General features: G+C 72.8%; 11 protein-coding genes and 1 pseudogene. 11 read left to right on the plus strand and 1 reads right to left on the minus strand.

Annotated features, from left to right (window positions below; translation table 11 throughout):
* Window positions 1-2 precede the first annotated feature (2 nt).
* From ACFVFQ_RS04620 to ACFVFQ_RS04650, 7 genes and pseudogenes are all read left to right on the plus strand, one after another.
* Window positions 3-1,028: an NAD-dependent epimerase/dehydratase family protein gene (locus ACFVFQ_RS04620; protein WP_383408558.1), complete on the plus strand. Its 1,026-nt coding sequence runs from the start codon at window positions 3-5 to the stop codon at window positions 1,026-1,028.
* Window positions 1,025-2,299 carry a DUF4910 domain-containing protein gene (locus tag ACFVFQ_RS04625; protein ID WP_383408561.1) on the plus strand — a complete coding sequence of 425 codons (1,275 nt, stop codon included), beginning with the start codon at window positions 1,025-1,027 and terminating at the stop codon, window positions 2,297-2,299. Before ACFVFQ_RS04620 ends, ACFVFQ_RS04625 begins: the two co-directional genes overlap by 4 nt.
* Window positions 2,296-3,615 carry a hypothetical protein gene (locus tag ACFVFQ_RS04630; RefSeq protein ID WP_383408564.1) on the plus strand — a complete coding sequence of 440 codons (1,320 nt, stop codon included), beginning with the start codon at window positions 2,296-2,298 and terminating at the stop codon, window positions 3,613-3,615. The genes ACFVFQ_RS04625 and ACFVFQ_RS04630 overlap by 4 nt, the downstream gene beginning before the upstream one ends.
* Complete coding sequence (locus ACFVFQ_RS04635) at window positions 3,612-4,559, plus strand: glycosyltransferase family 2 protein (RefSeq protein ID WP_383408567.1); 948 nt, start codon at window positions 3,612-3,614, stop codon at window positions 4,557-4,559. The genes ACFVFQ_RS04630 and ACFVFQ_RS04635 overlap by 4 nt, the downstream gene beginning before the upstream one ends.
* Entirely contained in the window at window positions 4,556-5,797 is a 1,242-nt protein-coding gene (locus ACFVFQ_RS04640) for a polysaccharide pyruvyl transferase family protein (RefSeq protein ID WP_383408570.1), read from the plus strand. The genes ACFVFQ_RS04635 and ACFVFQ_RS04640 overlap by 4 nt, the downstream gene beginning before the upstream one ends.
* Window positions 5,798-5,808: 11 nt before the next feature.
* A pseudogene (locus tag ACFVFQ_RS04645) lies at window positions 5,809-6,342 on the plus strand (dTDP-4-dehydrorhamnose 3,5-epimerase family protein); the annotation flags it as partial.
* A 119-nt stretch (window positions 6,343-6,461) separates the two neighbouring features.
* Window positions 6,462-7,787, plus strand: a complete 1,326-nt coding sequence (locus ACFVFQ_RS04650) for a glutamate-1-semialdehyde 2,1-aminomutase (RefSeq protein ID WP_383408573.1) — start codon at window positions 6,462-6,464, stop codon at window positions 7,785-7,787.
* 29 nt (window positions 7,788-7,816) lie between these two features.
* On the opposite strand, the gene ACFVFQ_RS04655 is transcribed toward ACFVFQ_RS04650, so the two are convergent.
* Window positions 7,817-8,497, minus strand: a complete 681-nt coding sequence (locus ACFVFQ_RS04655) for a phosphatase PAP2 family protein (protein WP_383408576.1) — start codon at window positions 8,495-8,497, stop codon at window positions 7,817-7,819.
* Window positions 8,498-9,031: 534 nt separating this feature from the next.
* Between ACFVFQ_RS04655 and ACFVFQ_RS04660 the strand changes: the two genes are divergently transcribed.
* From ACFVFQ_RS04660 to ACFVFQ_RS04675, 4 genes are all read left to right on the plus strand, one after another.
* Entirely contained in the window at window positions 9,032-10,564 is a 1,533-nt protein-coding gene (locus tag ACFVFQ_RS04660; RefSeq protein ID WP_383408581.1) for an FMN-binding glutamate synthase family protein, read from the plus strand.
* 115 nt (window positions 10,565-10,679) lie between these two features.
* A complete protein-coding gene (locus ACFVFQ_RS04665; protein WP_383408586.1) occupies window positions 10,680-11,486 on the plus strand; it encodes an alpha/beta hydrolase family protein in 807 nt (268 codons plus the stop codon).
* A gap of 732 nt (window positions 11,487-12,218) precedes the next feature.
* Complete coding sequence (locus ACFVFQ_RS04670) at window positions 12,219-12,881, plus strand: response regulator transcription factor (protein ID WP_383408591.1); 663 nt, start codon at window positions 12,219-12,221, stop codon at window positions 12,879-12,881.
* Window positions 12,878-14,263 carry a sensor histidine kinase gene (locus tag ACFVFQ_RS04675; RefSeq protein WP_383408594.1) on the plus strand — a complete coding sequence of 462 codons (1,386 nt, stop codon included), beginning with the start codon at window positions 12,878-12,880 and terminating at the stop codon, window positions 14,261-14,263. Before ACFVFQ_RS04670 ends, ACFVFQ_RS04675 begins: the two co-directional genes overlap by 4 nt.
* Window positions 14,264-14,319 lie beyond the last annotated feature (56 nt).

Here is a 14,319-nt window from a genome sequence, read left to right on the forward strand (position 1 = left end):
CCTTGCGCGTACTGCTGACCGGACACCAGGGTTACCTGGGCACCGTGATGGCCCCGGTCCTGACCGCCGCCGGGCACGAGGTCGTCGGCCTGGACGCCGGCCTGTTCGCCGACTGCGTCCTCGGCCCGGCCCCCGCCGACCCGCAGGGGCACCGGGTGGACCTGCGCGACGTCACGGCCGCACACGTGGCCGGGGTGGACGCCGTGATCCACCTGGCCGCGCTCTCCAACGACCCGTTGGGATCGCTGGCGCCGGAACTCACCTACGACATCAACCACCGCGCATCCGTGCGCCTCGCCCAACTGGCCCGCGACGCCGGGGTGCGGCGCTTTTTGTACGCGTCGACGTGTTCGGTCTACGGCGCCGCCGGCGGTGACGACCTGGTGGCCGAGGACGCCCCGCTGCGCCCGGTCACGCCGTACGCGGAGTCCAAGGTGCGGGTGGAGGACGACCTGCACGCGCTGGCCGACGGCGACTTCAGCCCGGTGTACCTGCGCAACGCCACCGCCTTCGGCTACTCGCCCCGGCTGCGCGCCGACATCGTGCTGAACAACCTGGTGGGCCACGCGCTGCTCTCCGGCGAGGTGTTGGTGCTCTCCGACGGCACCCCCTGGCGCCCGCTGGTGCACGCCGCCGACATCGCCCGGGCCTTCGCGGCCGCGCTGACCGCGCCGCGGGACGCGGTGCACGACCGGGCGTTCAACATCGGCAGTGAGACCAACAACGTCACGGTCGCCGAGATCGCCGAGCAGGTCGCCGGGGCGGTGCCCGGCGCGAAGGTGCGGATCACCGGGGAGAACGGCGCCGATCCGCGCTCGTACCGGGTGGACTTCTCCGCCTTCCGTGCCGCGATCCCCGGCTTCGACTGTGCGTGGACGGTGAAGCAGGGTGCGCTCGAACTCGCCGACGCGTACCGGAAGTTCGGGCTGACCCCGGAGGACTTCGAACGGCGCTTCACGCGGCTCGCCGTGCTGCGCGCGGCGTCCGACGCCGGCGCGGTCGACGACACCCTGCGGCGGCGCCGATGACCGGGCCCGGCGACGCGATGCACGCGTTGGTGGAGCGGTTGTACCCGCTGTGCCGGAGCATCACCGGCGACGGTGTGCGCGACACCCTGGCCACCGTCGGCGAGTACGTCCCGCTCACGGTGCACGAGGTGCCGACCGGGACGCAGGTGCTCGACTGGACGGTGCCGCAGGAGTGGAACATCCGGGACGCGTACATCGCCGACGCCACCGGCAAGCGGGTCGTCGACTTCGCCGCGTCCAGCCTGCACGTGCTCGGCTACAGCGTGCCGGTCTCGGCGACCATGCCACTGGCCGAGCTGCGCGGCCACCTGCACACCCTGCCGGAACACCCGAGCTGGGTGCCCTACCGCACCAGCTACTACACGCCGGACTGGGGGTTCTGCCTGGCCCAGGAGACCCTGGACGCGCTGCCGGACGGCGCGTACGAGGTGCGCATCGACTCCACCCTCGCGAACGGCCACCTCACCTATGCCGAGCACGTGGTCCGCGGTCAGGTCCCCGACGAGGTGCTCGTCTCCTGCCACGTCTGCCACCCGTCGCTGGCCAACGACAACCTGGCCGGCATCGCGGTGGCGACGTTCCTGGCCCGGTCGCTGGCGGCGCAAACGCCGTACTACACCTACCGGTTCCTCTACGCGCCCGGCACCATCGGGGCGATCACCTGGCTCGCCCGCAACGCGGAGCGGATCGACCGGGTCAAGCACGGCCTGGTGCTGGCCTGCGCCGGAGACCGGGGCCAACTGACGTACAAGCAGAGCAGACGGGGCGACGCGGAGATCGACCGGGTCATGCGGCACGTGCTCACCGCCTCCGAACGACCGCACCGCATCCACGAGTTCACCCCGTACGGCTACGACGAGCGGCAGTTCTGCTCGCCCGGATTCAACCTCGGTGTGGGGTCGCTCAGCCGCACCCCGTACGCCGGCTACCCCGAGTACCACACCTCGGCGGACAACCCGGACTTCGTCTCCCCGGAGGCGATGGCGGACACCCTCGCCGTCTGCCGCGAGGCATGTGCGGTGCTGGACCGCAACCGGCGGTACCGCAACCTCAGCCCCTACGGCGAACCGCAGCTCGGCCGCCGCGGGTTGTACGACGCGCTCGGCGGCCGCAGCGACACCAAGCGGACCCAGCTGGCCATGCTGTGGGTGCTCAACCTCTCCGACGGCGAGCACAGTCTGCTGGACGTCGCCGAGCGGTCCAGGCTGCCCTTCGACACCGTCGCCGCAGCGGCCGACGCCCTGCGCGCCGCCGGGCTGATCACGTCATGACGCCGATGACCACCGGGGGGAGGCGACCCACGGCATCCGCGGCCCCGGCCGGCCCGGCCCGGCGGACCGCCAAGCGGGCCATGGTCGGCCGGCTGTCCTGGGGACTGGCCGACCAGGCAGCCTCCAGCGTGTCCAACTTCGTCGTGGGGATCTATGTGGCCCGCTCGCTGGGGGTGGCCGCGTTCGGCGTGTTCAGCCTGGCCTGGGTGACCTACGGCGTGGTGCTCAACGTCTCCCGCGGGCTGGCCACCGACCCGCTCGTGGTGCGCTTCAGCAGCGTGCCGACCGCGTCCTGGCGCGCGGCGGTAGCCCGCTCCACGGGCACCGCGCTCGGCCTCGGCACCGCCCTCGGCGCGGGGTGCCTGGTGGTCGGGCTCGCCCTCGGCGGGCGCGTGGGGGCCGCGTTCGCCTGCCTCGGCGTCGTGCTGCCGGCACTGCTGCTGCAGGACGCCTGGCGGTTCGCGTTCTTCGCCGCCGGCACCGGGCGCAAGGCGTTCGTCAACGACGTGGTCTGCGGCGTCGCGCTCGTCCCGGCCATGGTGGTGGCGACCCAGGTGGGCAGCGTGGCCGCCTTCGTGCTCGCCTGGGGCGCGTCCGCCGCGGTGGCGGCGGGTTACGGCTGCCTCCAGTCCGGCATCCGGCCCCGGATGTCCCGGGCGCGCGGGTGGCTGCGCGAGCAACGCGACCTGGGCTACCGGTACTTGGTCGAGAACGTCGCCCTCAGCGGCGCGAGCCAGCTGAGGGCCTACGGGCTCGGCGCGATCGTCGGGGTCGGCGCGGTGGGCGCGGTCCGGGGCGCCGAGCTGCTGCTCGGCCCGTTCCTCGCGGTGCTGATGGGGCTTTCGCTGGTCACCGTCCCGGAAGCGGCACGGGTGCTGCGGCGCGATCCGCACCAACTGGGACGGTTCTGCCTCCTGTTGGGCGGCGGTCAGGCCGCGGCCGCGCTGCTCTGGGGCGGGGCGCTGCTGATGGTGCCGGACCGGCTCGGCGCGCTGGTGCTCGGCGGCGTCTGGCCCTCCGCCGCGCAGCTCATCGTGCCGATCACGCTCGGTGTCGCGGGCGCCGGTCTCGGCACCGGCGCGGCGGCCGGGTTGCGCGCCCTCGCCGCGGCCCAACGCAGCCTGCGCTCCCAGTTGTTCGCCTCCGCCTGTTACGTCGGCGGCGGGCTCGGCGGGGCGGTGGCCGCCGGGACCGTCGGCTCGGCCTGGGGCGTCGCCGCCGCGACCGTCAGCGGCTCGGCCGTGTGGTGGCTGCAACTGCACTCCGCCCTGCGCGAGCGCCACCACTCCCCCACCCCCGAAGTGAGGACCCCATGACCGCTCCACCAAGACTGACCATCGGCCTGCCTGTATACAACGGCGAGGAGTACCTGGCCGAATCGCTCGAAGCCCTGCTCGGCCAGACCTACGAGGACTTCGAGCTGGTGATCTCCGACAACGCCTCGACGGACGGGACCCAGGACATCTGCCGCGCGTACGCGGCGCGGGACCCGCGCATCCGGTACCTCCGGCTGCCCCGGAACATCGGCGCCACACCGAACCACAACCGGGTGTTCGCCGAGTGCCGCGGCGAGCTGTTCAAGTGGGCCTCGCACGACGACCTCTACGCCCGCGACCTGCTGCGGCGCTGCGTGGAGGCACTGGACGAGCGTCCTGAGGCGATCCTCGCGCACGCCGGCCAGGCGATCATCGACGGCGCGGGCCGGCTGACGGTCCCGTACGAGTACAAGCTGGCCACCGACTCGCCGCACCCGCCGGAGCGCTTCCGCAGTCTGCTGTTCGAGCCGGGCGGCGACGACTTCTACGGGGTGCTGCGGGCCGATGTGCTGCGCCGGGTGAAGCCGCTCGGCAGCTACCACCACGCGGACCGCACGTTCGTCGCCGAGATCACCCTGCACGGGCCCTTCCACCAGGTGCCGGAGCTGCTGTACTTCCGCCGCGACCACCCCACCCGCGCCGAGCGGGCGAACCCCTCCAAGCGCGCCCGGTGCGTCAACCTGGACCCGCGCCGGGCGGGCCCGCTGCACCCGACGCCCCGTCTCCTCGCCGAGTACGTCTGGGGTTTCGCCTCGGCGATCCGGCGGGCGCCGCTGTCCCCGGCCGACCGGCGCGCGTGCCACCGCCACCTCGCCGCCTGGCTGACCAGCCGGGTCCGGCCGGGCGCCGGCGAGCGGGTCGAGGACCGCGCCCCGGTCGACCCGGCCCGGCTCAGCGTCTCCGTCGACGCCCTCGTGGCAGGCCGTGAGGGGAGGCAGGCATGACGCCCGGGAACCAAACCCCGGTGCGCGTCGGGGTGTTCGGGCTGCTCGGCTCCGGCAACCTCGGCAACGACGGGTCGCTCGCGGCCCTGCTCGGCTACCTCCGCGCCGCGCACCCGGACGCGGTCGTGGACGCGCTGTGCGGCGGCCCCGACGTCGTCACGGCCCGGTACGGGATTCCCGCGACGCGGCTGCACTGGTACCGCGGGGAGTACCGGACCGCGTCGCGCGCGGGCGCGATGGCGGCGAAGGGGCTGGGCAAGCTCGTCGACGCGGTCCGCACCGCCGCCTGGGTGCGCCGGCACGACGTGGTGATCGTGCCGGGCATGGGCGTCTTGGAGGCCACGCTGCCGCTGCGGCCGTGGGGCTTCCCGTACGCGCTGTTCCTGCTCTGCGCGTCCGGCCGGCTGCTTCGCACCCCGGTGGCGCTGGTCAGCGTCGGCGCCGCCGCGATCGGCAGCCGGCCGACCCGGGCCCTGGTGCGCTGGTCGGCGCGGCTGGCCGCCTACCGCTCGTACCGGGACGCCCCATCCCGCGACGCGATGCGGGAGATGGGCGTGGACACGGCGCGCGACGAGGTCTACCCGGACCTCGCCTTCGCCCTGCCGACGCCGGAGGCGGCCGGACCCCACAAAGACTCAGTCCCGCCGGGTCTGGTCTGCGTCGGTGTCATGGCCTTCCACGGCAGCGACGACGACCGCGCCCGGGCCGAGCAGATCCACCGGCGCTACCTCGACGGGACGACGCGCTTCGTCCGCGCGCTGGTCGAGGACGGCAGACCGGTCCGGCTGCTCACCGGCGACGCATGCGACGCACCGGTGGTCGCCGCGATCCTCGACGCGGTGGACTCGCCCTTGGTCACCGCCGCCGAATCGTCCTCGCTCGCCGACCTGATGAAGGAGACCGCGGCCGCCGACACCGTGGTGGCGATCCGCTACCACAACCTGATCTGCGCGCTGAAGGTCGGCACGCCGACGCTCGCGGTCAGCTACGCGGCGAAGAGCGACGCGCTGATGGCCCGGATGGGGCTTTGCGCCTACCGCCACCCGGCCCGCGAAGTCGACGCCGACCGGCTGCTGGAGCAATTCCGGGCGTTGGAGCAGCAGGCGACGGAACTCCGCCGGGTGCTCGCCGAGCGGAACGCGGTCGCCGCTCGCCAACTCGACGACCAGTTCGCCGCGTTGACCATGGCCCTGTTCCCCGCGCCCCATCACGCCCACGCCTTACGGGAGGCCCGATGAATGCGCCCGGCATCAAAGCGACCGAAGTGCCGGCGATCGCCGGTGCGTACCTGTTCGAGCCGACGCCGCACACCGACGAACGCGGCTTCTTCTGCCGCACCTTCGACGCCGACGTGCTCCGCTCGGTGGGCCTCGCCCCGGACGCCTTCGTCCAGGACAGCGTGTCCCGCTCGGCCCGGGGCGTGCTGCGCGGCCTGCACCTGCGCTCCGGCGCCGGCGAGGCCAAGCTGGTGCGGTGCTCGTACGGGAGGATCTTCGACGTCGTCGTGGACCTGCGGCCGGACTCGCCGACCTACCTGGGCCGGGCCTTCTTCGAGCTGTCCGGCGAGACACAGGTGACCCTGTATGTCCCGGCGGGGTGCGCGCACGGCTTCCAGGCGCTGACCGAGACCGCCGACACCTCGTACCGGATCGACCGTCCGCACGACCCGACCGAGGACATGACGATCGCCTTCGACGACCCGGAGCTCGCCATTCCCTGGCCGCTGCCGGTCACCTCGATGTCCCGGCGGGACCGGGAGGCACCGAGCCTCGCCGACGTCCTACTGCATCTCCCGGGGGATAACCCCCGGACCCCCAGCAGGACAAGCGGGTCAGCCGAGGTCCCCGGTGCGGACAACGCAAAGCGATCCAGTGTCAGGAGCACGGAGAAATGAGGTCGGCCGTGACCACCGAAGAGTTCCGGCTGCCCCGGTCGCGGGCGGCGAACGAGCGGCTGCACAACCTGGTCCCCGGGGGCGCGCACACCTACGCCAAGGGCGACGACCAGTACCCCGAGGACCTCGCCCCGGTCATCAGCCACGGCCGCGGTGCCCACGTGTGGGACATCGACGGCAACCGCTACGTCGAGTACGGCTCCGGCCTGCGGTCGGTCAGCCTCGGGCACGCCCACCCGCGCGTGATCGAGGCGGTGCGGCGGGAACTCGACCGCGGCAGCAACTTCGTCCGGCCGTCCGTCGTGGAGGTCGAGGCCGCGGAACGCTTCCTGGCCACGGTACCCACCGCCGAGATGGTGAAGTTCGCGAAGAACGGCTCCGACGCCACCACCGCCGCGGTCCGCCTCGCCCGCGCCGTCACCGGCCGCCCGAGGGTGGCTCTCTGCCGCGACCATCCGTTCTTCTCCGTCGACGACTGGTTCATCGGCACCACCCCGATGTCCGCCGGCATCCCGGCGGCGACCACCGGGCTCACCGTGACGTTCCCCTATGGGGACTTGGCCGCCACGGAGGAGCTGCTGACCCGGTACGAGGACGAGGTCGCCTGCCTGATCCTCGAACCCGCGGGCCAGGCGGAGCCTCCGCCCGGCTACCTCGCCGCCCTGCGCGAGTTGGCCGACCGACACGGCTGCGTCCTGATCTTCGACGAGATGATCACCGGCTTCCGCTGGTCCGAGGCGGGCGCCCAGGGCCTGTACGGCGTCGTTCCCGACCTCTCCACGTTCGGCAAGGCGCTGGGGAACGGGTTCGCCGTCTCCGCGCTGGCCGGGCGCCGCGACCTGATGGAGCGGGGCGGGCTGCGGCACTCCCACGACCGGGTGTTCCTGCTGTCCACCACGCACGGCGCGGAGACGCACGCGCTGGCGGCCGCGATGGCCGTGCAGGCCACCTACGCCGAGGAGGGGATCACCGCGCGACTGCACGCCCTCGGCGAGCGGTTGGCCGCCGGTGTCCGCGATGCCGCGGCCGGCGCGGGCGTCGGCGACCATGTCGTCGTCCGGGGCCGGGCCAGCAACCTGGTCTTCGCCACCCTCGACGAGAACCGGCAGCCGTCGCAGCGGTACCGCACCCTGTTCCTGCGCCAACTCCTCGCGGGCGGAGTGCTGGCCCCGTCGTTCGTGGTGAGCAGCGCGCTCGACGACGCCGACATCAACCGCACCGTCGACGTGGTGGCCCAGGCATGTGCGGTGTACCGGAAGGCACTGGACGCCGCCGACCCCACGCCCTGGCTGGGCGGGCGGCCGGTGCAGCCGGCGTTCCGCCGCTTGGCGTGAGGTGACGTGAGATGAGGTGACGCGTGTCGTCAGCGGTGCTCGTGCCGGTCGGCGTCGGCCCTCCGGTCGACCAGCCGGTCGGCCGCCTGGTCGACCAGCCACGCGGTCGCTGACGTCACCGCCACCGCGGTGCACCAGCCGCCGAGGACGTCGGTCGGGTAGTGCGCGCCCAGGGCGACTTGGGCCCATCCCATCGCGGCACCGGCCACCAGCGCCGCGGCGAACACCAGTAGTGCGCCGGCCGCCCCGCCGAGGCCGAGGCGGCCGGTCACGAGCAGCGCCACCACGAGGAAGAGCGCGGTGAGGAAGGCGGTGTGTCCGCTGGGGTAGGACAGGTTGTCGCCGTGAATGGTGCGCCCCACCAGGGACTTGAGCAACGTCGCCGTCCCTACCGTCAGGCCGATCCCGGCGACCGCGAACACCGCTGCGCGAGGACGCCCGAGCCACCGGCAGCCCGCCACGGTGGCCACGACCAGCGCCGCCGATCCGGCGGGCTCCCCCAAGAAGTCCATGGCCAGCGCGACATACCGCCACGACGGCCCCGCGCCGTCCACCGCCGCCCGGATCCACCCGTCCACTGCGCCGGGCTTGTTGTGGTCGGCATACCGGACCCCGAGCACGACGACCACCAGTGCGGCGAGGACCGCAACCGGCCCGAGCCAGGCGCGCAGCGAGGGGGGCAGCACCGCGGGCGCCGGTCGGCCGGTCACGCGCCCACCGCGTCCGGTCGGCCTGCGGTAGGGCCGACTCCTCGATGCGTTCCGACCAGGCGATCCAACGCGAGCCCCCCGTCGTGTCCGGCTCCCCGCCGTATGCCGCCGCGGAAGCCGGCAGCCGTGCAGCCTGTGCAGTCCGTGCGGTCCCGAACTCGCCTTCCCGGCCCTCGACTTGGCCAAGTCATCGGGATCGGCGGCCAGTTGGCACCCTATCCAACCATCCGGTGCGCCGCGGACGGCGTGCATCCGACGCCGGACGGTCACGCGGCACTCGCGGACGCCCGGCTGCGCCTGGTCGCGTAATGGTGCCGGGCGATCACCCACGGTTTCGGTGGGCCGGGGCGACCGCCCACCCGGCGACCCTGCCCCCACTGCCCTCCGGGCGAGCACCTAATATCATCTCGCGTTCTCCGACGGACGCTGACGCCTACGTGGTCGTGCCCGCCGCCCAACGCCCGTTACGGCACGACACGACACGACGGCTCCACCGCATGGCGAGGGGGTCGAGCATCGAGGAGAGGAACGTTCATGCGCGCCCGGAGCATCGCCACGGCCACCGCAACCGCACTGGCACTGGTGGCCGCTCGTGACCTGGTCCAGAAGAAGCACGCCCTGCTCCGGAACTACCCGCTGATCGGGCACGCCCGGTACCTGCTGGAGACGATCGGGCCGGAGCTGCGGCAGTACATCGTGACCTCCAACGACGAGGAGCGCCCGTTCAGTCGTGACCAGCGCACCTGGATCTACGCGTCGGCGAAGGGCGAGAACAACTACTTCGGGTTCGGCACCGACAACGACATCGAGCACATGCAGGGGCACGCGTACCTGAAGCAGCGCACGTTCGCCGCCGCGCCGCTGCCCGACGCGCACGACCCGCAGGCCCCGCTGCCCTCGGCCAAGGTGCTGGGCGGGCCGCGCGGGCGCGCCAAGGCGTTCCGGCCGGCGAGCGTGGTGAACATCTCGGCGATGAGCTTCGGCTCGCTCTCCGGCGCGGCGATCACGGCGCTCAACAAGGGGGCGGCGCTGGCCGGCACGATGCAGAACACCGGCGAGGGCGGCCTCTCGCCGTACCACCGCAACGGCGGCGACCTCATCCTCCAGATCGGTACCGCCTACTTCGGCTGCCGCAACGAGGACGGCAGCTTCAACATCGACAAGCTGAAGGACGTGGTCGCCGGCGCCCCGGTCAAGGCGATCGAGATCAAGCTCTCCCAGGGTGCCAAGCCGGGGCTGGGCGGGATGCTGCCCGGTTCGAAGGTGACCCCGGAGATCGCCGAGATCCGCGGCATTCCGCTCGGCAAGGACTGCGCCTCCCCGTCGCGGCACACCGCGTTCAACGACGTCGACTCGATGCTCGACTTCGTCGAACTGCTCGCCACCGAGACCGGTCTGCCGGTCGGGATCAAGAGCGCGGTGGGCGAGATGGGCTTCTGGCAGGAGCTGGCCACGCTGATGGCGCGCGGTGACCGCGGGGTCGACTTCGTGACCATCGACGGCGGCGAGGGCGGCACCGGGGCGGCCCCGCTGATCTTCTCCGACTCGGTGTCGCTGCCCTTCCGGATGGGCTTCTCCCGGGTCTACGGCACCTTCGCCGAGCTGGGGTTGACCGACGACCTGACCTTCATCGCCTCCGGCAAGCTCGGCCTGCCCGAGAACGCCGCGGTCGCCTTCGCGCTGGGTGCCGACATGATCAACGTGGCCCGTGAGGCGATGCTGTCGATCGGCTGCATCCAGTCGCAGAAGTGCCACACCGACAAGTGCCCCACCGGCGTCGCCACCCAGAACCCGCGGCTGGCCCGCGGCCTCGACCCGACCTCGAAGTCCACCCGGGCCGCCGTCTACCTGCGCACCCTGCGCAAGGAGTTGATGAAGGTCTCGGCGGCCGTCGGCGTTCCCCACCCGGCGCTCATCACGCCGGCCGACATCGAGATCATGAACGGCGACTACGAGGCCCGCACCCTGGCCGGCGTCTACGGCTACAAGGACGGCTGGGGCGAACTCGGCCCGCAGCTCACCGAGGAGATCACCGCGCTGCTCGCCACCAAGCCGACCTCCGCGTAGCCGCCGACTCCGTACCTGCTCTCCTGCTGTCCCGCTCGGAGCACGCGCCGAGCACCAGCCGGTGCCCGGCCTCGCTCCACCGCACACGAACAACCCCTGCCTAGGTGATCGCAACATGTCCGAAAAAGTGAGATTCCAGAGCGTCGTCGGCCCCGAACTGGCCGGAGTCATCGACCTGCCGGACGGCGAGATCCGAGGCTGGGGGATCTTCGTGCACGGGTTCACGCTCGGCAAGGACTCGCCGGCCGCCTCGCGCGTCAGCAAGCAGCTGGCGCGCGAGGGGATCGGCATGCTGCGCTTCGACAACCTCGGGATCGGGGACTCGGACGGCGACTGGGGCGACGGTTCCTTCACCGTCAAGGTCCAGGACACGCTCCGCGCGGCGGCCCTGATGGCGGAGCGGGGAACGCCGGCAGACCTGTTGGTGGGCCACTCGTGGGGAGGCGCCGCCGCCCTCGCCGCGGCGACCGAGGCACCCGGCGTCCGCGCGCTCGCCACCATCGGGGCGCCCGTCGAGCCCAGTCACGTCGAGCGGCAGTACGACGCGGTGATGGATCGCGTGCTCAGCGAGGGGTCGCACGAGTGGTTCGTCGGCGGGCGGACCCTGGTTCTCAAGCGCGCCTTCGTCGAAGACGTCCGCCGCGCACAACTCCGCGACCGGATACCCGAGTTGAGCCTGCCGCTGCTCGTCATGCACTCGCCCACCGACCAGACCGTCAGCATCGACAACGCCGGGGAGATCTTCCGCGAGGCAAGACACCCGCGCAGCTTCGTCTCGCTCGAAGGCGCGGACCATCTGCTGACCGCACGGGGGCAGGCGCAGCGGGCCGCCCACATCATCAGCGCCTGGGCCGACCAGTACATCCCCAGGCCGCGGCCCGGCGGCAAGGCTTCTCCGGTGGTGAAGAGCTCGCTCGGATAGACGGTGAGGCCACGGCCGGGTCCCCGCCCAGCACGCCTACCAGTCCGCTCTGCACAGCCCCTCGCGCACCGGGCGCGCCTCACCTAATGTGATTCCAGCGCCCGCTTCGCACGACGGCAATGCGCCTATGCCGCTGACGAGTTGAACCTCCCACCAGTGCTCCGGTGGTACGTGTGTGGGGTTCCTGGTGTGAGTGCGCGGGTTTCACGCCCTGTTTTTCGGGCCCGGGGGACGCGATAGTGCGGTCAAGGTTCCGTTTCCGGCCACCGGGGCGCGGTCTGCGGGGCTGGTTCCGCGGTGTTCCCGACGGTGAAGACGGGCACCGACTCTCCCCTCCACGCCCGAACTTCGTTAGGGCGCCCCCTGGGACACCCGCCCACCCGCATCCGGCGGGTGCTCGTCCCGCTCCAAGCTCCGATGCGCTGTCGTCTACGGCATACAGGGTGCCGGGGACGCCCCGCGGGCAGCGCATCGGCCTTCTCGTCCCACTTCTCCCACTTCTTGCACTGCCGGCAACGAGGCTACGAGGTCGGCCCGTTGCGCGCCCACGGGTGGCCCGGCAGCGCCGGGAGAGCCGGCTTTCGCCCCGCCACGGGCAATACGCTGGGCGCCGACGGTCGTTAGACCGGCGAGTCGCGACCGGGGTGCCCGCGTCGCCCGCTCGTTGCCGCACACGCCCCCATCCGTCGCCGGCACGCTCACGACGGTTGGCCGAGGAGCCGCAGGAGAACAATGCGCCACCAGATCCTGGTCGTTGAGGACGATCACGCCCTGCGCGATGTGTTGCGTCGTGGCCTGACCGAGGAGGACTTCGCCCCGGTGCTCGCGCCCGACGGCGCAACGGCCCTGCGGCTGGCCACCGCCGACATCGCGGCGGCCGTCCTCGACATCGGGCTGCCCGACGCGGACGGACGGGACGTGTGCCAGGCGATGCGCGCCAACGGCTTCCTCGCCCCCGTGCTCTTCCTGACCGCCCGGCACCAACTCAGCGACCGGCTCTCCGGCTTCTCCGCCGGCGGCGACGACTACCTCCCCAAGCCCTTCCACCTCGCCGAGCTCATCGCCCGGCTCCGCGCCGCCCTCAAGCGGGCCGCACCGGCCCCGACGGCCACGACCGGGGACCTCCTCCTGGACCCGGTCGGCCACAGCGCCACCGTGCGCGGCGACCGCATCGCCCTGACCCCGACGGAGTTCCGACTGCTCGCCACGCTCGTCGCCGCGGACGGATCCACCGTGCGCCGCCGGGAGTTGGTCAGGGCGGGCTGGCCCGAGGGCGCACACGTGAGTGACAACACTCTGGACCAGTACCTGACGCGGTTGCGCCGCAAGCTGCGCGAGGCCGGCAGCACGCTGACGCTCGGTACGGCGCGCGGGATCGGGCACCACCTGTCGTGACGCTCGGCCGCCGCCTCCCCCCTCTGACGCCCCGCACCCTGCGCGGGCGGCTCTCCCTCGTGGCGCTGACCACCGCCGGCCTGTTGATGACCGTCCTGACCGTGGTGTTCAACGCGGCGACGGACCGGCACCTACAGCACCAGGCGGACCGCGAACTGCGCAGCCGGGCCGCAGCCGTGGCCACGACCGTCGACACCAGCGGCCCCCGGGTGCGCGTCCTGGAGACCGCCAACGACCGCCTCCTCGACGCCAATGTGTGGATCTACGCCGGCGCCCGCCTGCTCGAAAAGCCGCCGTCGACGTCGGTCGACAGCCCGCTGGCCCGGGCCGCCGAACGACTCGCCGCGCAGCGCGCCCCGGCGTGCACGACCCTCCGCGCCCACGACGCCCCCACCCTCCGCCTGTGCTCCCGCCCCCTGAGCGGTCGGCGCAGCAGCGCCACGGTCGTCGCCGCCCTGGACCTCGGCCCCTACCTCAGTTCGGCCGACACCCTGCTCTGGGGGTCGCTGGCCCTGGACGCGGTCATGCTCGCCTGCACCTATGTCCTTACCCGCCTCGCCGTCGGTCGGGCGCTGCGTCCGGTGCGGACGATGACCGACCAGGCCACGCAGTGGAGCGCCGTGCGCTCCGACGCCCGCTTCGGCACCGACGCGCAGCCGGCCGAACTCGCCCGCCTGGGCGCCTCGTTGGATGCGCTCCTGGACCGCATCCGTACCGTGCTCCGCCACGAACAGCGACTGACCGGCGAGCTCTCCCACGAGCTGCGCACCCCGCTCACCCGGATCGTGATCGAGCTGGACTGGTGGCGGGCCCGCCCCCGCACGGAGGCGGAGACCCGCGCCACCCACGAGGTGCTCGCCGAGGCCGCCCGGTCGATGCGCACGATCTGCGACACGCTGCTGGACGACGCCCGCGAGAGCGCGCTGCACCCACCGGCCACGGCCCCCGGGACCACCGACGTCGTCCCCGTCCTCGACCGTCTGATCCAACGCATCGACGCGGAGGGCCGATTGACGGCGACGGTCGAGAGCGAAGCCACCGCGCTGGAGGTCGGGGTCGCGCCCGCGCTCCTCGAACGCATCGTCAGCCCCCTCCTGGCCAACGCCGTCCGCTACGCCCGCTCCCACGTGACCGCCTCCGCACGGCACGCCCCGGGCGCCGTGCGGATCGACATCGTCGACGACGGCCCCGGCGTCCCGAGCGCGTTCGTCGACGAACTGTTCCAGCCGGGCCGGCGCGCGGACGCCGGCGACGGACACCAGGGCGCGGGGCTCGGGTTGTCGCTCGCGCGCCGCCTCGCCCGCGCCGTCGACGGCGAGGTGTCCTACGACGCCACGCACGCCCCCGGAGCACGCTTCACGGTCCGGCTGCCGGCCGGCTGAGCGTCCCCGGAGCCGCGGACTCACAGAAGTCTCACAGGCACCTCACAGGCGCCCCA

Origin of the sequence: Streptomyces sp. NPDC057743, from assembly GCF_042798755.1 — a bacterium.
GTDB lineage: Bacteria > Actinomycetota > Actinomycetes > Streptomycetales > Streptomycetaceae > Streptomyces.